Source organism: Paenibacillus lentus (genome assembly GCF_042714055.1).
Taxonomy (GTDB): Bacteria; Bacillota; Bacilli; order Paenibacillales; family Paenibacillaceae; genus Fontibacillus; species Fontibacillus lentus_A.
Genome location: NZ_JBHGVC010000010.1, coordinates 80,736 through 106,939, shown reverse-complemented (window position 1 = coordinate 106,939; position 26,204 = coordinate 80,736). Strand labels below are relative to the sequence as shown.

23 protein-coding genes are annotated in these 26,204 nt (G+C 48.9%); 3 read left to right on the top strand and 20 right to left on the bottom strand.

Annotated features, from left to right (window positions below; translation table 11 throughout):
• The first annotated feature begins 32 nt into the window (after positions 1-32).
• Genes ACE3MQ_RS20500 through spoVAD form a run of 3 tightly spaced genes read left to right on the top strand, consistent with a single transcriptional unit; the run spans position 33 to position 2,406 of the window.
• Positions 33-893, top strand: coding sequence for a DUF421 domain-containing protein (locus tag ACE3MQ_RS20500; protein ID WP_379396122.1), 861 nt, complete (start codon positions 33-35; stop codon positions 891-893).
• A 15-nt stretch (positions 894-908) separates the two neighbouring features.
• Positions 909-1,397, top strand: a complete 489-nt coding sequence (spoVAC, locus tag ACE3MQ_RS20495) for a stage V sporulation protein AC (protein ID WP_379396120.1) — start codon at positions 909-911, stop codon at positions 1,395-1,397.
• A 1-nt stretch (position 1,398) separates the two neighbouring features.
• On the top strand, positions 1,399-2,406 hold the full coding sequence (gene spoVAD / locus ACE3MQ_RS20490; protein ID WP_379396118.1) for a stage V sporulation protein AD: 1,008 nt from the start codon (positions 1,399-1,401) through the stop codon (positions 2,404-2,406).
• Positions 2,407-2,498: 92 nt separating this feature from the next.
• On the opposite strand, the gene pduL is transcribed toward spoVAD, so the two are convergent.
• From pduL to ACE3MQ_RS20390, 20 genes are all read right to left on the bottom strand, one after another.
• The gene (gene pduL, locus ACE3MQ_RS20485) at positions 2,499-3,071 is read right to left on the bottom strand and encodes a phosphate propanoyltransferase (RefSeq protein WP_379396116.1); all 573 of its coding nucleotides are present in this window, start codon (positions 3,069-3,071) and stop codon (positions 2,499-2,501) included.
• A gap of 120 nt (positions 3,072-3,191) precedes the next feature.
• On the bottom strand, positions 3,192-4,058 hold the full coding sequence (locus tag ACE3MQ_RS20480) for a 2-oxoacid:ferredoxin oxidoreductase subunit beta (RefSeq protein ID WP_379396114.1): 867 nt from the start codon (positions 4,056-4,058) through the stop codon (positions 3,192-3,194).
• Position 4,059: 1 nt separating this feature from the next.
• Positions 4,060-5,820 (bottom strand): 2-oxoacid:acceptor oxidoreductase subunit alpha, encoded by a 1,761-nt coding sequence (locus ACE3MQ_RS20475; RefSeq protein ID WP_379396112.1) that lies wholly within the window; start codon positions 5,818-5,820, stop codon positions 4,060-4,062.
• Between the two features lie 228 nt (positions 5,821-6,048).
• Positions 6,049-7,023 carry a dipeptidase gene (locus ACE3MQ_RS20470; protein WP_379396110.1) on the bottom strand — a complete coding sequence of 325 codons (975 nt, stop codon included), beginning with the start codon at positions 7,021-7,023 and terminating at the stop codon, positions 6,049-6,051.
• A gap of 128 nt (positions 7,024-7,151) precedes the next feature.
• On the bottom strand, positions 7,152-7,412 hold the full coding sequence (locus ACE3MQ_RS20465) for a stage V sporulation protein S (protein ID WP_006286829.1): 261 nt from the start codon (positions 7,410-7,412) through the stop codon (positions 7,152-7,154).
• Between the two features lie 127 nt (positions 7,413-7,539).
• Positions 7,540-8,334, bottom strand: coding sequence for a TIGR00282 family metallophosphoesterase (locus tag ACE3MQ_RS20460; RefSeq protein ID WP_379396281.1), 795 nt, complete (start codon positions 8,332-8,334; stop codon positions 7,540-7,542).
• Between the two features lie 86 nt (positions 8,335-8,420).
• Positions 8,421-9,962, bottom strand: a complete 1,542-nt coding sequence (gene rny, locus ACE3MQ_RS20455; protein ID WP_379396108.1) for a ribonuclease Y — start codon at positions 9,960-9,962, stop codon at positions 8,421-8,423.
• Positions 9,963-10,244: 282 nt separating this feature from the next.
• Complete coding sequence (locus tag ACE3MQ_RS20450) at positions 10,245-11,072, bottom strand: regulatory protein RecX (RefSeq protein WP_379396106.1); 828 nt, start codon at positions 11,070-11,072, stop codon at positions 10,245-10,247.
• Between the two features lie 124 nt (positions 11,073-11,196).
• The gene (gene recA, locus ACE3MQ_RS20445; protein WP_379396104.1) at positions 11,197-12,255 is read right to left on the bottom strand and encodes a recombinase RecA; all 1,059 of its coding nucleotides are present in this window, start codon (positions 12,253-12,255) and stop codon (positions 11,197-11,199) included.
• Between the two features lie 787 nt (positions 12,256-13,042).
• Positions 13,043-14,308 carry a competence/damage-inducible protein A gene (locus ACE3MQ_RS20440; RefSeq protein ID WP_379396101.1) on the bottom strand — a complete coding sequence of 422 codons (1,266 nt, stop codon included), beginning with the start codon at positions 14,306-14,308 and terminating at the stop codon, positions 13,043-13,045.
• A 105-nt stretch (positions 14,309-14,413) separates the two neighbouring features.
• Entirely contained in the window at positions 14,414-15,001 is a 588-nt protein-coding gene (gene pgsA / locus ACE3MQ_RS20435; RefSeq protein ID WP_379396099.1) for a CDP-diacylglycerol--glycerol-3-phosphate 3-phosphatidyltransferase, read from the bottom strand.
• Complete coding sequence (gene rimO, locus ACE3MQ_RS20430) at positions 14,998-16,326, bottom strand: 30S ribosomal protein S12 methylthiotransferase RimO (RefSeq protein WP_379396097.1); 1,329 nt, start codon at positions 16,324-16,326, stop codon at positions 14,998-15,000. The genes pgsA and rimO overlap by 4 nt, the downstream gene beginning before the upstream one ends.
• Before the next feature lie 140 nt (positions 16,327-16,466).
• Positions 16,467-16,958 carry a YajQ family cyclic di-GMP-binding protein gene (locus ACE3MQ_RS20425; RefSeq protein WP_379396095.1) on the bottom strand — a complete coding sequence of 164 codons (492 nt, stop codon included), beginning with the start codon at positions 16,956-16,958 and terminating at the stop codon, positions 16,467-16,469.
• 261 nt (positions 16,959-17,219) lie between these two features.
• Positions 17,220-18,221, bottom strand: coding sequence for a RodZ domain-containing protein (locus ACE3MQ_RS20420; RefSeq protein WP_463140358.1), 1,002 nt, complete (start codon positions 18,219-18,221; stop codon positions 17,220-17,222).
• A gap of 410 nt (positions 18,222-18,631) precedes the next feature.
• Positions 18,632-18,886 carry a DUF3243 domain-containing protein gene (locus tag ACE3MQ_RS20415; protein WP_379396091.1) on the bottom strand — a complete coding sequence of 85 codons (255 nt, stop codon included), beginning with the start codon at positions 18,884-18,886 and terminating at the stop codon, positions 18,632-18,634.
• A gap of 144 nt (positions 18,887-19,030) precedes the next feature.
• A complete protein-coding gene (ymfI, locus tag ACE3MQ_RS20410; protein WP_379396089.1) occupies positions 19,031-19,798 on the bottom strand; it encodes an elongation factor P 5-aminopentanone reductase in 768 nt (255 codons plus the stop codon).
• A 3-nt stretch (positions 19,799-19,801) separates the two neighbouring features.
• Positions 19,802-21,082: an EF-P 5-aminopentanol modification-associated protein YfmH gene (yfmH, locus tag ACE3MQ_RS20405; RefSeq protein WP_379396086.1), complete on the bottom strand. Its 1,281-nt coding sequence runs from the start codon at positions 21,080-21,082 to the stop codon at positions 19,802-19,804.
• A 3-nt stretch (positions 21,083-21,085) separates the two neighbouring features.
• The gene (gene yfmF / locus ACE3MQ_RS20400; RefSeq protein ID WP_379396279.1) at positions 21,086-22,366 is read right to left on the bottom strand and encodes an EF-P 5-aminopentanol modification-associated protein YfmF; all 1,281 of its coding nucleotides are present in this window, start codon (positions 22,364-22,366) and stop codon (positions 21,086-21,088) included.
• A 127-nt stretch (positions 22,367-22,493) separates the two neighbouring features.
• A complete protein-coding gene (gene sleB, locus ACE3MQ_RS20395) occupies positions 22,494-23,321 on the bottom strand; it encodes a spore cortex-lytic enzyme (protein ID WP_379396084.1) in 828 nt (275 codons plus the stop codon).
• Between the two features lie 170 nt (positions 23,322-23,491).
• Complete coding sequence (locus ACE3MQ_RS20390) at positions 23,492-26,191, bottom strand: FtsK/SpoIIIE family DNA translocase (protein WP_379396082.1); 2,700 nt, start codon at positions 26,189-26,191, stop codon at positions 23,492-23,494.
• Positions 26,192-26,204: the final 13 nt, after the last annotated feature.

Sequence of the window (26,204 nt, the reverse complement as noted above, 5' to 3'; positions counted from 1 at the left end):
TTTGTTCATGAGCAGTGAAAGGAGCAGCGATAATGCCGTTATGGTTAGAGGTTATTGTACGTACTTTGGTATCCGTTGTCGTGCTGTTTTTTCTGACCCGGATGCTTGGCAAAAGGCAGGTTTCCCAATTATCCCTATTTGAGTATATTACCGGGATCACGATCGGGAGCATCACCGCCTATATTTCTCTAGATGTCGATACGGACTGGTATTTAGGGATTGTTGCACTAGTCGTATGGGTACTAGTTTCCTTCGGGATTGAAGTACTGCAAGTAAAAAGCAAGCGCTCGAGAAACTGGATTGAAGGCAAGTCTACCGTACTCATTAAAGATGGAAAAATAATGGAAGACAATCTGAAGAAAGAGAAGCTGACGAATGAAGAACTACTGGAGCAGCTTCGTAAAAAAAATGTATTCAAGGCGGCCGAAGTCGAATTTGCCACCATTGAACCGAGCGGAGAGGTTAATGTACTGCTCAAGAGCGAATATCAGCCCATTACCCCCTCCCATCTTGGAATCAAAGTAGCTCCCGAGCCCGAGTCTCAAGCCGTCATCCTCGATGGCCGAGTAATGGACGAACCGCTTTCAACGCTCGGATTAAACCGGGCATGGCTGGATACCGAGCTGGAAAAGCTGGGGGTATCGATTGATAACGTATTTTTAGGGCAAGTCGATGGTTATGGTCAGTTATACGTCGACCTTTACGATGATCAGCTGCAGGTACCTGAGCCACAGGAAAAGGCATCTCTGCTCGCCCAACTGAAAAAGTGTGAAGCGGATTTGGAAATGTTCGCGCTCTCTACGGATAATGCCGAGGCTAAGCAAATGTATACCGACTGCTCAAGTCAACTAATTCAGGTCATTCAAGACGTAAAGCCGATATTGTCTCAATAGGGAGGAGATCAGAAGATGAGCAGTCAAAATAAAAAAATGACCCCGGTGCAGCAAAAATATCAGAAGCTGGCCCAAACGAAAGAGCCCAAGCGGCCTGTATGGAGCAACTGCCTGCGAGCCTTTGTGATCGGCGGGGGAATCTGTCTGCTCGGCGAAAGCATAAGGCAGGCTTTTATGAAATATGGAGGCTTCGATGAAAAGTCGGCCTCTAACCCGACGGTAGCCGTTCTGATTTTGATCGCCGTCATTCTCACCTCATTCGGCGTATATGACAAAATCGCCCAATGGGCCGGAGCCGGCACCGCGGTTCCCGTTACCGGATTTGCCAATTCGATGGCCTCCTCGGCGATAGAGCATCGAAGCGAAGGTCTCGTGCTCGGGGTAGGCGCTGGAATGTTCCAATTGGCGGGCTCCGTTGTCGTGTTTGGAACCGTAGCTGCATTTATCATCGGTATCATTTATGCCCTGTTTGTACCAGGCTATGTAGGAGGAGGAGGTTCGTGAGATGCTCAAAGGCCACCAAAGCTGGATATTCGAGAATCAACCGAAAATTATTAGCAAGGCGACCATCGTCGGTCCGTTTGAAGGTCAAGGGCCATTGGCCAAAGACTTTGATATTGTTCATGCAGACCTCTATTTGGGACAGGAAACCTGGGAGAAGGCCGAGAAAACGCTCATTGAGGAATCAGCCAGTTTAGCAATCGAAAAGGCTGGCCTTACGAAGGATCAGGTGCAATTTTATTTCGGCGGAGATCTGATGAATCAAATTATTAGCAGCAGCTTTGCCGCCAGAACGCTTAGCATTCCGTATTTGGGGTTGTTCGGGGCTTGCTCCACATCCATGGAGAGCCTCGCTCTCGCCGCATTCATCGTCAATCACGGCGGCGCTAAGTACGCGCTTGCTGGTACCTGCAGCCATAATGCCACCGTAGAGAAGCAGTTCAGGTACCCAACGGAGTACGGCTCGCAGAAGCCGCCAACCGCCCAGTACACCGTAACCGGCTCGGGTTCGGTCATTATATCCCCGGAGGGCGACGGCCCAGCCGTTACTTCCGCCACGATAGGCCGTGTCATTGATATGGGCATCAGCGATCCGTTCAATATGGGGGCGGCCATGGCTCCGGCGGCCGTCGATACGATGCAGGCTCATTTTCGCGACATGGGCATCGAGCCTTCGTATTACGACCTGATCGTTACAGGCGATCTCTCTAAAGTAGGCTATGAAATCGCCAAAGAACTGCTCAGAGAGCACCGCATCCCGATGGAGGGCACAATCTATAAGGACTGCGGGATGATGATTTATGATTACAGCAAGCAGCAGGTTCAAGCCGGAGCCAGCGGCTGTGGCTGCTCGGCCGTCGTAACCTATGGACATTTGCTCAATCAGATGCAGCGTCGCGAGTTAAACAAAATTCTGGTCGTAGCGACCGGAGCCCTTCTCTCCCCATTATCCTATCAGCAGGGAGAGACAATTCCTTGTATCGCTCATGCGGTATCGATTGAAAATATTTAAGCACCGTTAAAGCGAACCTGCGCCAAATTAAAACGAGCGATCCTGAGAATAATATCTTCAAGGGATCGCCCGTTATTTGTCATTTTACGAAATTAGTCAATGATCTCAGCTGTATCGCCGTTATTTGCTCCGGCTGCGTTTGCTTCGTCCGTATCAATATGCATGTCCAGTGCAAAAGTATCAGATACGCGCGCAATGACGTTCTCCAGCACTAAACCGCGCTCGCCGCCTAAACGAACCTTCAGCATTTGCTTGTCTTGAATGCCCCATTTCTCGGCATCCGAGGTATGGAAGTGAATATGACGGGCAGCAACGATAACCCCTTCATTCAGTTCCACTTCGCCGGCTGGTCCCTTAATTTTAATGCCTGGTGTACCTTCGATATGTCCAGATTCTCTAACCGGCGCCTTTACGCCGATCGCAAACGAATCAGTACGGGAAATTTCAAGCTGTGAAGCAGGACGTGCAGGTCCAAGTATACGCACTTTGTCGAATTGACCTTTCGAACCGATGACAGCAACGGTTTCATTCGCTGCGAATTGTCCTGGCTGGGACAGCGGCTTGAACTCGGTAAGCTGATAGCCTTGTCCAAACAAAGCCTCGATATGCTCTTGGGTCAAATGAATATGACGCGCTGATACGCCGACTGGCACTGTTTTGCTCATTTTGCAAACACTCCTCAGTTTTTTCTCTATGTCGATGATGTCTAACATCGTTACCCATTATACACCTATTTCAAACAAAAAGAAAAAGATGTCCTCCCAAAAAGGACATCTTTCACTGTATTATCTAAATTCTGCAACAAGATTGTCAAAGTCCGCCTGGGATAGAGCCAGCGATTGATGCGCCAGCGGCTCCTCGGAGAAACCATGTACGAGATTCTCATAGCTCTTCTTCTGCTTGTTCTGATAGATCAAGCCGGTAATCATGCTTCCCGTTTCCATCAGCTTCGTCATTGCAGCCAGACGATTCGTATGATCATAGCCTTCAACCGTATCCAGATTGATGATGTTCTCCTTGAACCAGTCGTACGTGTTCACTTTGTTGAATGTCACGCACGGGCTGAATACGTTGATCAATGAGAAGCCTTCGTGCTGAATGCCTTGTTCAATCAAGGAGGTCAGCTGCTTCAGATCGCTGGAGAAGGATTGCGCTACGAAAGTAGCTCCCGCTGCAATCGCCACCTCAAGTGGAGACAATGTCGATTCGATGGAGCCTTCAGGCGTACTCTTGGTCTTGAAGCCTTCGCCGCTTCGCGGAGAAGTTTGGCCTTTGGTCAGTCCATAAATCTGATTATCCATAACGATATAAGTGATATTGATGTTCCGGCGAATCGCATGAACGGTATGACCCATTCCAATTGCGAAGCCGTCGCCGTCCCCACCGGAAGCGATGACGGTCAAATCACGGTTCGCCAGCTTCACGCCTTGGGCAATCGGCAGCGCACGGCCATGGATGCCATGCAGTCCGTAAGCGTTTATATATCCGGAAATCCGGCCGGAACAACCGATTCCGGAAATAACAGCCAGACCCTCAGGCTCCAGTCCTACATTCGCCGCAGCGCGTTGAATGGCAGCTTGTACGGAGAAGTCTCCGCAGCCTGGACACCAGTTCGGTTTGATTTTATTGCGAAACTCTTTGAAAGTTGCCATTTTACACCAACTCCTCCTGCGGTTTATTCCCGGCTACATTTTTGCATTCGTTGTAAACTTCCGAAGGAAGGAACGGATTACCGTCATATTTGAGCACATTGACTATTTTATCGTGGTAACCGATGTTTTGCTTGATCAGGTTGGCCAGCTGGCCTGTTGCGTTATTTTCCAGTACGAGTACTTTCTTCGCTTTTTTAATTTGCGGAAGCACTTCTTCGACCGGGAACGGATGCAGCAAGCGAACGGTCATATGGTTCGTCTTGATGCCTTCGCCATCCAGACGAGTGCGAGCCTGGTCGATGGTACCGCCCGTTGAACCCATGCCGATGACTAGAATATCCGGTTCAGCATGTGGAGCCTGCAAACGGATCGGATTCGTCACTTGCAGTTTGTTCAGCTTGCGCAGACGCTTATCCATCATTTTCTTCCGATTGATCGGGCTCTCCGATGGACGGCCAGCCTCATCATGCTCTACGCCGGTCACGTGGTGGATGCCGTTCTTCTCGCCCGGCAGAACCCGAGGCGATATGCCATTCTCCGTAAACGCGTAGCGGTTGAACATGCTTCCGTCCTCGCGATCAGGAATATCCTTCACCACGTATCCGCGGTCAATGACGATTTTGTTGTAATCGAGCATCTCGCAAGACTGCTTCCCTAGCGAAAGCTGTAAGTCCGTCGCTAAAATAACGGGCACTTGGTATTTATCAGCAAGGTTGAACGCTTCAATCGTATCGTAGAAGCACTCCTCGATCGAGCTCGGTGCAATAACGATCTTCGGAATCTCACCGTGCGTACCGTAGATCAGAGCGTTTATATCACTTTGCTCCTGCTTCGTCGGAAGACCTGTACTCGGGCCTCCGCGCTGCGTATCTACAATAACGACAGGCGTCTCCGTCATACCGGCTAGTCCGATCGCTTCCATCATCAGGGCCAAGCCAGGGCCCGCTGATGCGGTCATCGTCCGGACGCCTGCGTAGTTCGAGCCGATTGCCATCGTAATCGCCGCAATCTCATCCTCGGTTTGAATCACTGTTCCGCCAAATTTCGGCAGCTTCTTAATTAAATATTCCATAATTTCGGAAGCCGGCGTAATCGGGTACGCGCTCATAATGCGGCATCCTGCAGCAACCGCCCCTAAGCCGATTGCATCGTTACCGATCATGAACAGCTTTTCCTTGCCGTCTGCCGGGCCTAATTTGAAGCTGTCAATCGGGCCTCCGGCAAGCTCCAGCACGAAATCCGCACCGCGTTTCACCGCTTCGATATTCTTCTCAACAATCGCCGACCCTTTACGGCCGAACTCTTCTTCCACGGCTTTGTTAAACACTTCTAACGGTAGACCAAGCAACGCCCAAGAAGCTCCGGACGCCACCATATTCTTCATCAGTGAAGTACCCAGCTCTTCCGCAATCGCCGTAATTGGAACTGCAAACAGAGTCGCGTCAACACCATCAGGAACAGTAGGATCGAATTTAGCATCCGCTACGATGACGCCACCGCTGCGAAGCTCATGTGCATTCAAATCGATACTTTCTTGGTCAAAAGCGACTAAAATGTCCAAATCGTCGGAAATCGCACGAATCGGCATTGTACTGATCCGAATTTTATTATTCGTATGGCCGCCTTTAATACGGGAAGAGAAATGCCGATACCCGTATAAATAATATCCAAGTCTGTTTAAGGCCGTCGAAAAAATTCGATCTGTACTTTCAACGCCTTCACCCTGCTGTCCACCGATCTTCCAAGACAATTGACTAATCAAGATCGCCCACCCCTTTAATCGTATCGCTATAGCACTATTAGTATATTTATAGTGCAGCTAGAATGTTGACTTGGAAACAGTATTCATTGTCTCCAGAATTGTGAACATTCTGTTTCAGAGTCATGTCAATTTTATGTCGCAAACAAATAAAAAGCAAGCGTTTTCGAGCCTTTTATTATATAGTTGTTTTCGATCATATCAATCTCACGATTGGATTAATTAAAGCGCTTACGGGCTTTTTGGTAGCCACGTGCGCAAAAAAGAGACTGCATTATCGTACAACCACCCTCGTACAAGCCGCTCTGGGTAATGCTTCAGCAGCGTTTCTACCCATTCGGAATACCGTCCGCAATGATCTAAATCACTAAGATGATCATCGATTCCATCAAAGTCTGAGCCGAACATAATGCTGTTTTCACCGCCCAAAGCACATATATGCTCAAGATGAGGAAGCAGTTGTTTACTGGACGGTGCGCCGCCCTTATGAACAAACCATGGGACAAATGTCACACCTATTCGGCCATTCATTCGTATAATAGCTTGAATTTGATCATCGTGCAAATTTCTTACATGGTCGCAAATCTCGTAAGCATTGGAATGGGAGGCTATGAAGGGACGCTCCGCCTCCTCAGCGAGCTCTACAAGCTCCCAGAAGCCTTTCTGCGACAAATGAGAGACATCCAGCATCATTCCCAGCTGATGGCATAAATGAACGAGCTGGACACCTTTAACTGTAAATCCCCCGTCACGCGGCTCCAGTATGCCGTCCGCTGCCCAGTTGGCATGATTCCAGGTTATCCCGAGAAATCGTACGCCTAAATCGAAGCAGATTTGCAAATAATGCAAATTGCCCTCCAGACCGTCAGCCCCTTCCAACGAAAGCAAGCCGCCCAAACCGCCATTTGACTCCCACTGCTCTACCTCCTCCGCGAAGCGAATGGGATATATTCCACTTGGAACGACTCGGGCATTGTAAATATCTATTTGATCCAGAATATGCGCCATATTCGGAGAGCCAAACTGCTTGGATAAAAAGATAGCAAAGCATTGCAGCATCACATTCCCTTGTTTCATGCGTTCTGCCGTTACATCCAGCCGGTCGTCTGTATTGAAGTCCATCCCCGGATAGAGCCGCATTTTGCTCAGCGCATCACAATGGAAATCGACGACTTTGAAGTTCAACCTCGTCACCCCGCTTTTCATTAGCTGATTACACCTTTCTACCGTAAAATGAAACGACGATTCTACAATCCGTTCCCTCAAATGCAAAAAACCTGTCTACGGCAGCATACTCGTAAACAGGTATCTAATTATTCAGACGATGTATTATTTTATCTAGGCTCAACGATCAGTTTAATCGCTGTGCGATCTTCACCATCAATCACAATGTCAGTAAACGCCGGAATACAAATCAAGTCGACGCCGCTTGGCGCGACGAATCCCCGGGCAATCGCTACCGCTTTAATGGCTTGGTTCAGAGCACCGGCTCCTATAGCCTGAAGTTCAGCAGCGCCACGCTCTCTAAGAACTCCAGCAAGCGCACCGGCAACGGAGTTGGGATTGGATTTTGCTGAAACTTTTAATACTTCCATGGTAAGTACCTCCCTGGGAATAATGGTTTGATTCCACTATTAGAAGATATTCGTTAGAAGTGAAAAAATTCCTGCTTTTTACCAATCACTCGTCCTCCGTAGACCGTATCCTGACGATGTCAGCGAGTTACTCCATCACCCATTCATCTTCCAATAAACGAATTTTCTGAATTTGTTTGGCGCGGCCTGTAGATTCATCAATATCCACGACTACGGCGTGAAAATGCCATTTTCCTTCACATACTTGAAAACGCACAGGGAGCTGTGTCGTGAATTTCCGCAATACCGCTTCCCTCTCCATGCCCAGAATGCCTTCCCGCGAGCCTACCATGCCTACGTCGGTCAAATATGCGGTTCCTTGGGGCAATATAATATCATCGTTGCTTTGCACATGCGTATGCGTGCCTACGACGAGGGACGCCCGGCCATCCAAATGCCAGCCCATCGCAATTTTCTCCGAAGTCGCCTCGGCATGAAAATCCACGAGGATGCATTTGTGCTTCTTTGCCAATTTTCCAATAATTTCGTCGGCCGCTCTAAATGGGTCATCAATCGCCGGCAGAAAGGTTCGCCCCATTAAATTGACGATCGCCAGCTCCTTGCCATTCGCTTTAATGACGGTATGGCCAAGTCCAGGCGTACCTGGCGGAAAATTGGCAGGACGAACCATTCGCGGCTCGTCATCGATGAAATCGAAAATCTCTTTATTATCCCACGTGTGATTACCCATCGTAAGGCCGTGCACGCCGAGTTCGAAAAAATCCTTGGCGATCGCTGCCGTGATCCCTCGCCCCCCGGCAGCATTTTCACCATTGGCAATGATGATATGCGGATTGTATTTGGATTTCAAATGCGGAAGCGTTCCTTTCAACGCTTTACGGCCCGTACTCCCAACGATATCTCCGATAAATAAGACCTTAATGACAGGTTCCTCCCTAAAATCAATGATTTTATTTCATAAGCAATGAGAAAAAGCGGCCCCGGAGGGCCACTTTCTCAGCATTGGCTTTACTTTGCGTATTCAACCGCCCGCGTCTCGCGAATGACAGTAACCTTGATATGTCCCGGATAATCCAGTTCATTCTCAATCGTCTTCGTGATATCTCTAGCCAGACGGAATGCTTCTGCGTCGTCGATTTTATCAGGCTGTACCATGACACGAACTTCACGGCCAGCTTGAATGGCATAGGATTTCTCCACGCCCTCGAACGATTCCGAAATTTCTTCGAGCTTCTCGAGGCGGCGGATATACGTCTCCAGCGTTTCTCGACGAGCGCCTGGTCTTGCTGCTGACAAGGCATCAGCCGCACCTACCAGCATCGCAATCACCGATGTGGCCTCACAGTCGCCATGGTGAGATGCAATACTATTGATAACCACCGGATGCTCTTTGTACTTCTTAGCCAGTTCCACGCCGATCTCGACATGAGATCCTTCCACTTCATGATCCAGCGCTTTACCGATATCATGCAGCAGCCCTGCTCGCTTCGCCAGTACGATGTCTTCGCCTAATTCGCCAGCCATAAGGCCAGCCAAATAAGCAACTTCCATCGAATGCTTCAGCACGTTCTGACCGTAGCTTGTCCGGAATTTTAGACGTCCCAAAATTTTGATCAGATCCGGATGCAGCGCATGAACCCCGACCTCGAAGGTCGCTTGCTCACCATACTCACGAATCCGTTCATCCACCTCGCGACGAGATTTCTCAACCATTTCCTCGATCCGCGCCGGGTGAATCCGTCCATCTGCCACAAGCTTCTCTAGCGCAGTACGGGCAATTTCGCGACGAATCGGATCAAAGCCTGACAAGATGACCGCTTCCGGCGTATCGTCAATAATGAGATCGATTCCGGTCAGTGTCTCAAGCGCACGGATATTTCGGCCTTCCCGGCCAATAATCCGTCCCTTCATCTCTTCATTAGGCAATGCTACGACGGAAACCGTCGTTTCCGCAACATGATCGGCCGCACACCGTTGAATAGCCAGCGTAATGATTTCGCGCGATTTCTTATCGGCTTCCTCTTTCGCCTGCTGTTCGATGTCTTTAATCAGCTGCGCCGTTTCATGGCGTACTTCCTGCTCAACATTGTTCAGGATAATGACTCTTGCGTCCTCCATCGTTAAGTTGGAGATACGCTCCAATTCCTGAACTTGATTTTTATAAATCTGATCAATTTGCTGCTGAGTTTCTTCAATTCGCTTCTCTTTGCCTGCCACCTGCTCTTCTTTTCGTTCGAGCGATTCTAATTTTTTATCCAGCGACTCTTCCTTTTGCAACAATCGTCTTTCTTGCCGTTGAACTTCATTCCGACGTTCACGAATGTCTTTATCAGCTTCAGTCCGGATTTTATGGACTTCGTCCTTAGCTTCCAGAACTGTTTCTTTCTTCAGTGCTTCTGCGTCTTTCTTAGCGCTTTCCAAGATTTGACTTGCAGCGTGTTCCGCACTGGAAATTTTAGCTTCTGCAAGAGATTTGCGAATAAAATATCCGATCACGAACCCAAAGAATAAAGCGGCTGCAACGAGAGCGACCCAGATTCCAGCGTTCATCTGTTCACCTCCCCGTTGATTCCTCCAAGGCATTCCTTGGGATACTTGCAGTTGTAGTTAACTTTCTCAATTCATCATCATTACTAAGAATCGAATACAGGCCGATTCAGGTAGGCTGCTCATCGTAACCTTGAGCTGAAAAGTTATAAGCCTTCATGATTGGCGAATAGAATGTGTACAGAGTCATGATTTTGGAAGGAAAAAAGGACTCTGTGCATATAGACATTTTATTATTTGACGAAAGATATTGTCAAGCAAATGACAGCATCCCCTCCAACGGGCCTATTCCTCTTCCCAATCCTCGGCATTTTCCTGACCTTCCTGCCGCCCCAGCTCACGGACAACTTTCGAGACGAGTCCCCCCGAGTAGCCTCTACGCATAAGAAAAGCTCCAGTTTTTCGTTTTCTTTCCATAAATTCACCTTTTGTGGAGTTCCATTTCTTTAACCCCAGCTGGAAGGCACTGTCATATTCATCCTCTTCGCTGACTTCTCCCAGCGCCTCTTCAATTAAAGGCTTAGCAATGCCTTTCTGACGCAGTTCATGGCGAACCCATAGTTTCCCCTTCCCGCGACTTCCTACACGCTGTCTGGCCCATTCCTGAGCGTATGCGGCATCATCCACAAGACCCTCTTGCGTAAGCCTGCGAATCACATCGCCTATCGTATCCTCGCTCCAGCCCTTCTCTCCAAGGCGCAGAGCGATTTCATAAGTCGTGCGCGGCTTGCGGCTTAAGTACAAAAGAGCATCCCCGTAACTTCTCTGCCGCTCATCTGCAGCAATAATTTCCTCCAAGTCCGACTTGGCGAATGCAGCTCCTTTGATCATCCGATATTTAATCATGACATCTTCATGAACTTCAATGGGGTAGGAACCGAAATGAATCCGATAACGGAACTTAGGCCGCTTTAGAGCTTCTACCATCGTAATGATTAATTCCCCATCCTCTGGGAAATCCGCAAATCTTGGCTTTTCGTCAAGGGATTCCTCTTTAGTATTTCCCCAAAAGCGCTCTTCAGAAATATCAACTATTCCCTGTGCTTCCTTCAAACGCCTCTCGGCCTTTCCAGAAGGCCCCTGATTCTCTCGATTGCCGAATCGACCATTCATCGACTAGTCCTCCTTGCCGCAGTTCTCCTTTTCGTTCCAGAAGTTTAACAGTGCACCTTTGCAAAATAAAAGCGCTCTGTCCTGGCTTTCGCCAGGCCACAGAGCGCATATCATTCCTAGATTATTATTCGTCGAAAAGCGCCTGCTCTTCTTTCGCTTCTTCCTCCAACTCATTTGCCGAAGTCTGAGGAACGACCGTTGTCAAATTGCTAGCTTCACGAATTTTCTGTTCAATCCCATCTGCGATTTGTGGATTTTCCTTCAAAAACTGCTTAGCATTCTCGCGTCCTTGGCCTAGACGCTCGCCAGAATAAGAATACCAGGCTCCGCTCTTATCCACGATGTCATGCTCTACGCCGATATCAATAATGCTGCCTTCTCTGGAAATACCTTCTCCATACATGATATCAATCTCCGCCTGCTTGAAGGGAGGGGCTACCTTATTCTTGACAACCTTGACTCGCGTACGGTTACCCACCATGTCATTACCCATCTTGATCGTTTCTATGCGACGCACATCAAGCCGAATTGTAGAGTAGAATTTCAGGGCCCGTCCACCAGGCGTAGTCTCCGGGTTACCAAACATAACGCCGACCTTCTCGCGCAATTGGTTAATAAAGATCGCAATCGTCTTCGATTTGCTGATTGCTCCCGAAAGTTTACGTAGCGCTTGCGACATCAATCTTGCCTGCAAGCCCACGTGCGAATCTCCCATCTCGCCTTCAATTTCCGCTTTCGGAACCAATGCTGCAACAGAGTCGATAACAATAATATCTACAGCACCGCTTCTTACAAGTGCTTCTGCAATTTCAAGAGCCTGCTCCCCAGTATCCGGCTGGGAAAGCAGCAATTCGTCGATATTCACGCCGAGCTTGCTGGCATAAGAAGGATCAAGCGCATGCTCCGCATCGATGAATGCAGCTTGTCCGCCAATTTTCTGAACTTCTGCAATGGCATGCAATGCCACTGTCGTCTTACCTGAGGATTCCGGTCCATATACTTCAATAATCCGGCCACGCGGCAACCCGCCTGTGCCAAGAGCTATATCTAATGCTATTGAACCACTGGGTACAATTTCCACCTGCATATGAGTGGACTCACCCAGCTTCATAATCGAACCTTTACCGAATTGCTTTTCTATTTGACGAAGCGCCATATCCAGCGCTGCACGACGATCTGACAATTAGCTCACATCCTTATCAAATTGATTAATCGTAGGACTTCACATTAGTAATTGTACCTTGTTTTGGAACGTTTGCCAAGCATTTTTTCGAACATACATTCGGGGGTCTCAACCCTCCCAAACCCTCCCTTACTGTAAGGGAGGGCCCCCGCAGGGCTTGCAGCCCTCGGGACTCCCGCAAATTAAGGGAACGTGGGAGGCACAGAGGCGCTCCTGCCCGCTGTCCCCTTCGGGGAGGCGCTCTGCTTTGGGTGCATGGAACGCTTTTCCCCCTTCGGGTACGTCTACTTGAGGTTCACCCGAGCTACCTAAAAACACGCTGCTCAAGGAGTAAAGGTAGAGCACCCGAGGCACTTAGCTGCAAAGAACCGCTTGTCGCCTCGGGCACGCTCTTGGTTGGCGCTCCTGCTTGGTAGTGATGGGAGATACGCTGGTGCGCCTTGCTTCGACTTCCTGCTTGGAGGGCGCTCTCCCTGTGGGATTCGCTTGCATACGGTGCAGGGATTAAATCTTTGGATGGTGAACTCTTGGGTGTCTAGGCTAAGGAGTTACGCTCCTGCGTCTTGCTTCGATTTCCTGCTTAGAGAGCGCTCTCCCTACGGGATTCGCTTCCGTCTGTTCAGATCTAAACACAGTGTTAGATAAATAAGAGCTGCTGCAGTACTCCAAAGTACAATTGGGTCGTCACCCTATCAACAAAAAAAGAACCGCAGCGCAACGAATCAGTTAGGCTACGGTTCTTCCGTGAATTCATTATACCTCGAAGCATGGATACTTGCAAATGCAGCTACGCACCATTAGCTATCTCTTTAAGCTGTTTCCAAAGATGATAGAGAATCGTCTTGGTGGAGCGAATCCGGATCGTCTCGCGGTTCCCCTTCAGGTTCAATTCTAGAACAAGGGTATCCTGTCCGCGACGCGAGATAGCGATATATACGAGTCCGACGGGCTTGCGCTCGGAATAGCCGGGACCAGCCACACCGGTAATCGACAAGCCGAAATCCGTATCCACAATCATGCGTACCTGCTCGGCAAGCACCTTTGCTGTCTCGGCGCTGACGGCGCCGGGGGCATTCTCACCCTCAAGCATATCATGGGGAACATGAAGCAGCTTTTCCTTCATCTCGTTGGAATAGCAGACGATTCCGCCATGAAACACCGCGGCGCTGCCGGGAATGGAGGTGATGGTCTCCATAAGCAATCCGCCGGTACAGCTTTCGGCGCAGCTAATCGTCAGATTCAGCTCAGTCAGCATATCGACAATCGTTTTCTCAATCGGCACATCCCCGTTAGCGTATAAATGATCTCCGAGCCGAGAGCTGATTTCCTTCTCCAGCGTTTCCAGCTTGGCCATCGCTTCGCTTTCGCTATCGGCCTTCGTCGTAATGCGGAGGGCAACCTCGCTTTCCTTGGCGTAAGGGGCTACGGTCGGATCGCTTTGCTTCTCAATCAAATCAAGGACACGGGTCTCCAGAGCCGATTCCCCGATGCCCGCGAATTTCAGCATCTTCGAGTAGATCGGCTGCTCATGGGTGAGCACATGCTGCAATATCCAGGTTTTCGCCTGATTTTGGAACATAGGAATCAATTCTTTAGGGGGCCCGGGCAAAACGATATAATACTTCCCATTATGGGCAATGGCGTTCCCTACAGCGAGGCCCGTCTCATTCGGCAGCGGCGTGCATCCATCAATAGCATGCGCCTGACGGCGATTATTCTCGGTCATAGGAATGCTTCGGCCTTGAAAGAACCGATCGATGCTATCCATCGCCATCCGGTCATAATGGAGGTTTCTTCCCAGAACCGAGGCCAAGGCCTCTTTAGTCAGATCATCCTGCGTCGGGCCGATTCCACCCGAGAAAATAAGAACATCCGCTCTTGCTTCGGCGGTTTGAATCGCTTGCCGCAAGCGATCCATATTGTCACCAACAACGGTTTGAAAATACACATCGATTCCGAGAGACGCCAATTCCTGAGATAAAAACTGCGCATTCGTGTTCACGATTTGTCCGAGCAAAAGCTCGGTACCTACGGCGATAATTTCGGCTTTCATATCTCTCCCACGTCTCCTTCCAGCAGCAAAATCCAGCCGTGCCATTTATGTCATAGCACATATCATCTAAACCAAGGGTTAATCTTTGAATCTAATTCCAGTGAATTAACCTTTAGAGAAAGAAAGCAATTTTTTGTTCTTTACAAAATAATCAATGCCGGAATAAATCGTAATTATCGTAGCGATCCAAATCGCGATATCATCAAAAGGAATGCTAAGCCATTCAAACGGAAAATTGTTCAGAAGCAGCACGGAGATCGCAATAATCTGAGCAATGGTTTTGGCCTTCCCCCATTTGCTGGCCGCGATCACCGACCCCTCCAGCAATGCGATCTCTCTGAGACCCGTTACAGCAAACTCACGGCTAATGATAATAATCGCTATGATCGCTTCGATCTCACCCATGGAAACCAGGGCAACCAGCACCGCGGCAACCAGCAATTTGTCTGCGAGCGGATCGAGCAGCTTGCCGAGATTGGTAACTAAATTATGCTTGCGGGCGATATATCCATCGATGCCGTCCGTACTGGCAGCCACAATAAACAATATAGCCCCGATCAACTGGTTTACCGGCAGCGTATATCCACCCAGCAACAATTCATAAGACCACCACTTGAAATCTACCAGCAAAAAAATAAGTATTACCGGGATCATGAAAATTCTGGCAATGGTTATGCGATTGGGTAAGTTCAAAGGACACCCTCCCCAGACATATCATATTCGTAAGCATGTGTAATCCTTACCTTCGCTATCTCGCCAATGCCTACGGGACAATTGGTGACATACACTTCCCCGTCGATTTCCGGAGCATCAAACTGCGAACGCCCAATATAGACGTCACTGCGCCCGTCATAACGTTCCACCAGTACGTCCAGCACTTGTCCGACGAATTTACCGGCATTCTGGTTAGAAACCTCCCGTTGGATCTCCATCAGCGTGTTGGCACGCCATTCCTTTACCTCATCCGCCACTTGATCCGGCAGCCTTGAGGCCGGCGTATCTTCTTCCTTCGAATATGTAAATACGCCCAATCGGTCAAATTTAATCTCTTTTACGAAATCGCATAGTCTCTCGAAATCCTCTTCCGTTTCACCCGGAAATCCAACGATCAGCGAAGTACGCAATGAAACATTCGGAATACGGGAACGTATTTTGGCGACCAGCTCGCGGATATCGCGATTACGGCCGGGACGGCGCATCCGTTTGAGCACGGCATCCTCGCTGTGCTGCAGCGGCATGTCGATATATTTGCATATTTTAGGATTCGTTGCGATCATCTCAATCAATTCATCGGTGAAAAAGCCCGGGTAAGCATAGTGCAGCCGTACCCATTCGATTCCTTCTACCTCCGTTACCTTGTCCATTAGCTCTGCCAGCTTGTATTCACCATAAAGATCTGTTCCGTAATTGGTAGAATCCTGGGCGATCAGACTGATCTCCTTCACTCCTTGTGAAGCCATCAGCTTTACTTCAGCAACGATCGATTCCATCGAGCGGCTGCGGAAGTTCCCGCGCATAATCGGAATGCTGCAGAAGGTACAATTGTTATCGCAGCCCTCCGCTATTTTCACATATGTAGTGTACTTGGCCGTCGATACTTTGCGAGGCAGTACCTCCTCATAATTAAACACCGGATTCCCGACTTGAATCGGCTTCTTGCCCTTCAATGCCTCATCAACAATCTGATTGATGTTATAGAAATCTCCGGTTCCGACGATACCGTCGATCTCCGGCATTTCTTCCATTAAAGCCTGCTTGTAGCGCTGAGTCAGGCAGCCCGACACAATAAGCGCCTTCAGATTCGCTGTTTCCTTCAGATCAGCCAAATCCAAAATCGTGTTCACCGATTCTTCCTTGGCTGCATCAATAAATCCGCAGGTGTTCACGATTATAACCGTCGCCTCTTCACGGTCTTCTACGAGACGATAGCCTCTTTGATCGATTAGGCCTGACATAATTTCCGAGTCCACCAGGTTTTTCTCGCAACCGAGCGTTACGATTTTCACTTTTTCCGTCATATGCAGTATCCCCCATTGAAATTAACCGATATACCCATTTTTCCTTACAAGTATAAGCTTTAAGAACATAGCATGTCAAAAACGTGTAAAGGTCCCTCACCACGTAAAGTACGCAGCGAAAGACCAACATTTTGCATCGTTTATTTGAAGTTGGTAAATTGCAAATCCAGCGATAAATCGCCTTTGCGGAGAAGCTGCATCACCTGCTGCAAATCATCCTTGCTCTTGCCGGTAACCCGAATTTGATCGCCTTGAATTTGGCTCTTCACCTTCAGCTTGGAATCCCGGATCATGACATTGATTTTCTTGGCATTCTCCGCATCAATGCCCTGCTTCAATTTAATGCGCTGTCTTACAGTTCCAAGCGACGCCGGCTCAACCTTGCCGTAATCGAGGTTCTTGATCGGCAGTCCCCTCTTGATCATTTTCGATTGCAAAATGTCAATGACAGCGCCGAGCTTATATTCGTCGTCAGACACGATAACCAGTTCGTCTTTCTCGACTTTAAGATCACTCTTACTCCCTTTAAAGTCAAATCGATTGGCAATTTCCCGTTCCGTCTGGTCGATCGCGTTCGTAAGTTCCTGCATGTCCATTTTGGACACGATATCAAATGAGCTTTCAGAAGCCATATTTCTCCGCCCTTTCCTCTTTGCTTATATCTACTAATTATATGTAATCCTATGATCAATGTCCAACCTCACAGTAATTCATTGAGGCCAAGAACTTCAAAATCGACCAGGCACATGCAAAAAAGGCGTTCTTCGGACTTCCCGCCCGAAAAACACCCCGATCTTTCTCATCCGCAACGAATGAACTCCTCTGTGATCCAATATGCCATAACCCCACGCATCCGGGATCTAATAATAGCCATTCGTGAAACGATAACGCAGTTATTCTATGCTGGTATCGGAGTCGGCATCGTTTCCTGCTTCTGTTCCGGTTCCTGCGTTAGAGCCGTCCGTATCCATATTAAGCTGGATTTTGGAAGTGTTCTTCCCGTCTTCAACGACCTGACCCGCTACGGTGATTTGTGTATACGAGGAAGCCCCTGATTTAATATACATTCCTTCCGGCCCAAGCTCATAAGTCAGCACATCGCCCTCGGATGTATTGTCAAAGTAGAGCTTCTCCCCGTTTTTGCCGCCCTTGTACACCTCGACCCAGCTCTTGCCGGTTGCGTTGATTACAACCTGTACCGGCTGACCGCTAGGATTGGATACTTTAAAATTTGTCGTGCTTCCGCTCTTGCCATCCGGTAGAACAACGACCTCTCCGCCGAGCCCTGCACCCGTACCGTTATCCGCACCATCCGGCGTGTTAGGCTCTCCTTGGTTTCCATCGGTACCGGAAGGAGTGTTGTTCCCGGCATCCGGCTGCTGATCAGCGCCCTTCCCTTCCCCGTTAGAAGCTCCGTTCTGGCCTTTATCGCCTTGCTTCGTAGGATTCTCCGATTGCGTCAATTTCGTCGGATCCGTCTCATTGTTCTTGTCCGCAGCCGGATCTTTACCCCAAACTGCAAAATACATATAAATGACGATCAAAATTAATATGGCAAAAGACCACATCAGCGCCGTGGACATCCATTTCGAATTGCGTTCCGACGTTTGTCTGCTGCGACGCTTTTGCAGCACCGGTTCCATTGTCTGCTCTACCTGCGGGGCAGGCACATCCTGGCGATGCTCGTTGAGCAGCTCATCCGCGTTCACTCCGACCGTTTCAGCGTATGTCTTTATAAAGGCCCGCACATAAAAACTACCTGGCAACACTTTATAATCTCCCGCTTCGATGGCTTCTAAGTATCTTTTGCGAATTTTTGTCATATCTTGTACATCATCCAGTGACAAGCCTCTGGCAAGGCGGGCTTCCTTTAATTGCTGGCCCAAATCCGACACGTCCATCACCTCCTGCAAATGATTGAAATATAATTAATTATTTTAAATTGAAAATACGATTTTCAAGAATGATCACTTTCGATACATAAACGTATATATCGCATAAATTGTTACGCTTTGAACTTATTAGTATTTCACCAAAAAAAGACGACCATTAACGCCATCCTTTATCGACATACTAAAAAAGACCTACGAATTTATGTATTGGATCGCCAAATCCCTTTAAAAACACTCATTCGACAATATAGGTCATTATTCCTGCATAGATTTACAGAACAGTGAAAAGTATGCGGAATTAGAGCGAACAATTACAATACGTGTTTTATGATATATAAAATATTTTCGAAAGGCAAGCGGCTGTATAAAATGGTAGAAAAGCTCCCCATTACAGGGAGCTTTTTCTCCGCAAACTATGCGTTTTGCTTAGCTAATTTTACCATCAGCCGGGCAATCGTCTTGCGCTCCTCTTCATTGCCGACATCCCAAAGCTCTTTCAGGGCGCGATTTGAAGCGTTCTGAGGGTCGACCTTCTCATCAAGAAAGCCTCCGATCTCATAAGCAAGGCGAGAGATGGCCTCTTCGCTAAGACCTGATCTTTCCGCATGTTTGACGCGTTCACCCAAGAATTTCTTCCAGGTATCAAAATTTTTGAGAACTGTTGACATGTTTAAATCCTCCTTCGCTTGGACGCGAGATTTAAAATCAACAGTCGTAATATGCGATTTATTCGCTTTCTTTATTCGTCGAACCGCTCAAACCCGCCCGCCATTCCTTGCCTTTGCAGTCTAAAATCAACTTTGCTTACGATTTTACGTAAGCCAGCCGCCATTCGGACTTATGATTTGTCCCGTAATATAGCCCGATTCCGGAAGCGCTAGAAAATACACCAAAGAAGCGATTTCTTCTGGCGAGGCTAGCCGTCCTGCGGGAATTTCATCCTCCAGCATGCGAATTTCCTCGGCGGCAAAGCGCTCCATCATATCCGTCTTTACGGCTCCAGGAGCGACTGCGTTGACTGTTACGCATGAAGGGGCCAGCTCTTTAGCCAACGCCTTCGTAAAGGCGTTGACGCCCCCTTTGGCGGCCGAGTAGACCGCTTCGCATGCCCCTCCGGAAATCCCCCAGACCGAGGAGACATTGATAATCCGTCCAAAACGCTGGTGAATCATAGTAGGCATAAATGCCTGACTGCATAAAAACACGCTTTTCAAATTGACATCCATCACTTCATCCCACTGCTCTTCCTGGACATCCGACAGCAGACTATAGTGGGAAATCCCTGCATTATTCACTAAAATATCCGGCTTGAGGCCGCGGCTCTCCAGCTTTTCCTTCATTCGGTAAATTTCTTCCCGGCTTCTCAGATCAGCGTTAACCGTATGTACGTTAGCTCCCAGCTCAAGACATTTTCTCGCCACTTCATTGGCGGCTTCGTGCGATTTCATGTAATGAATGACGATATTCATGCCGACCGCGGCAAAACGGAGCGCGATTTGCGCCCCGATGCCCCGGCTAGCTCCCGTGATCAGCACGGTCATTTCCCCAATGCTTTTATCTGTCCCATGATTGCTGTTCATTTATTACGGACTAACGACGAGCGATACGGCTAGCTGTTCCCAGTCAATATGCTCGCGCAGCCGGCTGTTCACCTCTTCCAAGGTCAGGGATTCGTAGATCGGTAATACAGAAAATAGATCTCCGCCCCGGAACCGATATCGTGTAAATTCGTGGGCGATATTTTCAGGCGAGTTCAGCATGCGTAAATAGCCGCCGATTTTTTTCTTGCGTGCTCGTTCGAAATCGTCGCTGTGAAACCCTGCAGCAACAACCGCCTTGATTTCTTCCGTAACGACCTCCAACAGGCGCTCAGGATCCTTCGTGTCTCCACCAATCGCCGAGAAGGCATAATTCGGATTACTGTTATATTCATGGCCGAAGCCGTCTGAAATGAGATCCATGTCATAAAGCTTCTGGTACAGCTTTGTGCTGGTACCGATCAGCAGTTCCAAGGCCAGCTTAATGGTCAAGTCCCGTCTGAGCAAGGCCTCGCCTGTGATGCCGATATTCGTCTCCTTAAAGCCAAACAAGCATTTTGGCAAAGAAACCGGAAGCTTGATGACCTTGCGCTTCTCATGAACCTCAGCGGGCTCCTTTTCAAATAATCGTTTAATTTCGCCTTGAGGCGGATAGCTCTTCTTGGCCTGATTGCTCCGTACGAGCGTGAAAACTTCTTCCGGGTCAACGCCGCCTACCACGAACAAGAGCATATTGCTTGGATGGTAAAATGCATCGTAACACGTATATAACGTCTCTTTCGTGATCGTTCCAATGGATTCCACCGTACCTGCAATATCGATATGGACGGGATGAACGGCATACATAGCCTCGATCAAGCCGAAATACACGCGCCAATCCGGATTATCCTGATACATGCCGATTTCCTGGCCGATGATCCCTTTCTCCTTCTCCACATTCTGATCCGTGAAATAAGGATTTTGGACGAAATTGACGAGCGTCTCTAAGTTTTCCATGACATTCTCGGTGGCAGAGAACAAATAAACGGTTTGCTCAAAGCTGGTAAAAGCATTGGCGGAGGCGCCTAAAGAAGCAAATTTGGCAAAAATATCGCCCTCCGGCTCCTCAAACATCTTATGCTCCAAAAAGTGAGCGATTCCATCAGGCACCTTTGTCTGCGCTTCGCCTTCTACCCGAAAATGATTATCAATCGATCCATACTTGGTGGAGAAGGTGGCATATGTTTTCTGAAAACCGGGCTTCGGAAGCACATACACCTGCAATCCGTTCTCCATTGTTTCCAGGTATACTGTCTCTTTTAGTCGTTCATGCGTGATGACTTCCATCAGCTACACCTCCTTCTTCCCAGTCAAAAAGTAAATCGTATCCAGTTCCACCGTATTGGCCACGTCAACTACATCCTCCGGCGTTATTGCTTCTACCTGCTGCAAAAGCTCCTCAACCGGCCGTTCACGATCCGATAATACACGATTGAAATCGTACGCAACCATATCAAACGCGGAATCCTGCATTTCAAGCAAGCTGTTGCGAATCATCGCCTTGGTCTGCGACATCTCCAGCTCACTGATCTGGCCTTCACGAAGACTGGCAAGCTGAGCCTTAATAATTTCAAGCGCTTTATGATAGTTCGCGATTTCAATCCCCGACTGAATCGAAACAATACCTTTATGTCCATCGAATCTTGAAGCTGCATAGTAAGCGAGGCTTTCCTTCTCCCTCACGTTAATAAACAGCTTGGAATGCGGATAGCTGCCGAGAATACCGTTATAGAGCAATGCGGCTGCATAACGATCTTCGCCATATGTGACCGGAATGCGCAGGCCCATATTCAGCTTGCCTTGATTTACGTCGAGCACCTCTTCGACGATGCGAACATCTTCGCCCGACAAATGGCTCTGTGCAGGCACATACCTCGGCGAAGCCAACCGGCCTAAATGAAAGTGCTGCTCAACGAGCTCCTGCACCTCGGCAAGCGTCGTATCGCCGACGACATATAAATCAAGGTTCGCTTGCTGCAGCCACTGCTGAAACGCCTCATACAGCGACTGCGGGGTGATCATGCCCAAATCCTTGCGTTGCCCAAGAGGATGAAGCCGATAAGGATCGCCCCGGAACATTTCCTCCATGCAGCGCTCCGCGGCATAGCGGATTTTATCGTTGATGATCGCCTCGAGCTTTTTGCGTACCGTCTCCCGTTCCGAGTTCACGTAAGCTTCCCGAAAAACGCTGTTTTCCGTCACGGGTTTAGTTACGACTTCCCCAAGAAAAGAGAAGGTTTTGCGTAAAAGAGAATCGTCGCTGGACACGAACTCATCGTTAATCGTATCCATACGAAATTGCACAATTTGGTAATTCCCACGCTTATATACGTCAAAGCCGAAGCCTGCGCCATATAAATGCTCAAGCTGCTCGCGAAATTGAATCGTCTCCGGGTACGAGGCGGTGCCTCGCCGCAGAACAAACGGAGTTAAGGCCGTAGTGGTCACCGTGTTCTCGTTCAGCGGGATTCCCGCATAGAGCGATACTGCGAAGGTTTTGAATCTAGCCGTTGGCAGGACATGAATCCGTATATGTCCGGCACTTCCCCGCTCAAATACAGTTTTATTCAACATGAAAACTCCTTTACAAGAGACTGTATAGACATTCTACCTCAGTAATTTTAGTTCCATTCTATACCATGGCAAAGTAAAGAAGCAACCCGATGGAATAAGCGGCTGCTTCCCTGCCAAACGTTATCTACATGCAAAAAATATGCTTTCCAATCGTTTTAACCTGCGGGCGAGACCAGATCCATTTCGAGGTCGCCGTCTCCGGATTAAAGTAATACAGGCATCCGCCGGATGGATCCCAGCCGTTTAATGCTTGCTGCACCGCTTTTTTTGCACTCTCATTCGGCTCAAGCCAAATTTGGCCATCATCGACAGCTGTAAATGCACGGGGCTGGAAAATGACGCCTGACACCGTATTCGGAAAGCTCGGCGATTTTACACGGTTAAGAATTACCGCGGCTACGGCCACCTGTCCTTCGAATGGCTCGCCTCGCGATTCTCCATAAACCGCATTTGCCATAATTTTAAGGTCATTGGCCGATAAGCCCATCGCGTTAGAAGAGGACAAATCCGCTGTGTTGGCCTTCTCCTGCCCGGGTTTGTTGGCACCTTGATTTGTTCCCGTTTGACCGGCAGCCGTCTCGGTGCCCGGCTTCCAGTCTTTCGTAGCATTGTACAGCTTGAGCTTTGTTTTCGGCCCAGCCAGTCCATCGACCTTCATGCCGAATTCGGATTGAAACCATTTTAGAGAATCTTGGGTTTTTGAGCCGAAGTGACTGTCAAGCTTGCCATGATAAAATCCTAGAAAGGCCAAGCGGCCCTGCAGTTCATATACGTCTGTGCCGAATGCGCCATACTGGATAACCTGTTCGCTGAATACGGGAAGGGAAGATTTCGGCTTCTCGCTTCTTTCCGTCATCGTCGGCGTATTATTCCAAAGCCGATACGCTCCGAACAATGCCCCGCACAAAAGCAGCACTAAACCGGTAGCAAACCAAATTTTCGATTTTTTCATACGTTTAGCTCTACCTTTCTTTTGTGGATTAACATAGATGGATGACATTATTATGACTACTGCCGCACCTTCCTATGCACCCAAAAAAGATTCCCTTCAGCAAGGCCAAAAAAATAAAACGGCAGACCCCCTATTAATCAGGGATCCGCCGTAACTACGACTGTATCAAATTACGAAGATATTTTGCCGAGCTTGAACTGCTCCATGGAGATGAGCACCTCCCGGGGCTTGCTGCCCTCATAAGGACCGACGATGCCCCGCGCTTCCATGGAATCAATCAATCTGGCTGCACGAGTATAGCCGATGCGCATCCGCCTTTGCAGCAGCGATACCGAGGCCTGCTTCGCTTCCAGGATGATCTGTACAGCCTGATCGAACAGCTCGTCTACGATTTCTTCCGTCTCCTGCACCTCTTCATCCACTTCTGGAACCAGGCTGTCATCATATTCGGCTTGCCCTTGGCCGCGGACATAGTTAACAATCGCCTCGACCTCTTGATCGCTCATAAAGGCACCCTGAACTCGGATCGGCTTCGATGCCCCCATCGGCATAAAGAGCATATCGCCGCGACCGAGAAGCTTCTCCGCTCCAGCCATGTCCAGAATCGTACGGGAGTCTACCTGAGATGATACGCCAAAGGCGATGCGTGATGGAATATTCGCTTTGATGACGCCCGTAATTACATCGACGGAAGGGCGCTGCGTGGCAATAATAAGATGAATGCCGGCCGCTCGAGCCATCTGCGCCAAACGAGCAATAGCATCCTCGACATCATTCGCTGCAACCATCATCAAATCGGCAAGCTCATCCACGATGACCACAATGTAGGGGAGAATGGCTTCCGGATTGTCCTTCATCATCAGATTATATCCTTCTACATTTCGGGCACCGGATTTTGAAAACAGCTCATAGCGCTTTTCCATTTCTACGACAATCTTCTTCAGCGCCAGCGAAGCTCGTTTCGGATCGGTAACAACGGGAGCAAGCAAATGAGGAATCCCATTATACACATTAAGCTCAACCATTTTGGGATCGACCATCATAAATTTAACTTCGTCCGGCTTTGCTTTGTATAAAATGCTGGTAATGATGCCGTTGATGCATACCGATTTCCCTGAACCGGTTGCCCCGGCGACAAGCAAATGGGGCATCTTGGCCAGGTTTCCGACAATCGTCTGCCCTGAAATATCTCGTCCGAAGGCGATGGACAGCTTCGATTCGGCATCCTGGAACACCGGCGTTTCCATGACCTCCCGCATCGTCACCAGCGAAACCTCATTGTTCGGCACCTCAATGCCGATAGCGGATTTGCCGGGGATCGGCGCTTCCATGCGAATATCCTTAGCAGCGAGTGCCAGGGCAATATCATCCGTCAAATTAACGATTCGGCTCACCTTGACGCCAATATCGGGTTGAATTTCATACCTGGTTACCGCAGGCCCGCGGACAACCTCCAGTACACGCGCCCTTACTCCAAAGCTCTCCAGCGTCGCTTCCAGCTTGCGGGCGGTCTGCTTGTAATCCGCCTGATCTCCGGACTTGCCGCTTCCCGCCGGCTTCGAGAGCAGGCGGAATGGAGGTAATTTATACGGTTTAGGAGCCGGCTTGGGCGGGAGGACTGCTTCCTCGGGCTTGTCCGCAGCTTCCGTAATTCCTTCTGCCATTCCCCCAAGAGCCTCCGCAGAGGATGCATCATCTGCCGGCCCATCGGCCACGATACCGTCCTCCCCCAGCGCATTTCCATCTATTGCCGACTCAGCGGCTTCCGGCCATGGTGCCTGTCCATCCGCTTGCTCCTCAACTTCGGGCTCAAATTCATTGTAGCCGCCTTCTCGTTGAATATTATCGAAGAAATCACGGATAATCGGGCCTACATCCCCTTGTTCTTCTTGCTGTACCAGAGGTTCGCCGGTTAAAGGATCAAATCTGGCTGCCATAGGCTCCGAGTGATTGCCGGCATATTCGAGTGCATTCCAATTTACATCGGAATGATGTGCCTGCGCATGATTCGTTGGATCCACATTCAGCTCTTCATGAATTTCCCCGTTCGTATCCGCAGGCTTTGGACGAGGCTTAAAATTAAACAACTGGAAGAATACCGGTTTGTTTCTCTGCTGAGGAGGTGCGTGCAGTTCTTCTTCCTCTTCTTCCTTCTCCATATCCTCAGACCGGATATCCTGCACTGGCACAGCAGAAGGCCGCTTTGATTTACTTTTGACAGGGACAGGTCGCAGCAATTTCAGCTTTCGGCTGAAGTTTGTTCCCACCCCGCTTAAATGTTTACGAATCAAACGAAATAAATCGACATAAGACAGTCCCGTAATCAACATGAAGCTGATCGCCATCATCACGATCATAATCAGCTTCGCACCGGCAATGCCAAAAAGAGAATAGAGCAGAGCAAATTCCAAGCCGCCTATGTATCCCCCGCTTATGTCTAAGCCAAGAAGACTAAAGCCGGAGTCACCCAGCGTCGGCCCGAACAAGGCTGTCTGGAGATCATGATGGATTTGCGACATGATGTTGCCTGCTGACAGCGATACCGACGGAGCCAGCTTCTTCTCCATGGCAAATATCGTGCTCATAAGAACCAGTGACAACACGGCAAGCAGTGCTCCGCTGCGTCGCGTATTCCAGCGTGATGGCCATTTCCGGCTGATCATGACACTGAGTCCAATGAAAACCCCGATCAATGGAATGACAAAATAAAACTTGCCGAGAACAAGAGCGGACATCTTCGATAACGTCCTGCCTACTGCGGCTTCCCCCGACAAGGCGATGATCGATAAAGTAATCAGGATGATCCCATATATCTCATACTTGAGCATGCTGCCAAGTGCTGCCTTTTTTTTCTTCTTTTTTCGTGCCAAACGAAGATCACCC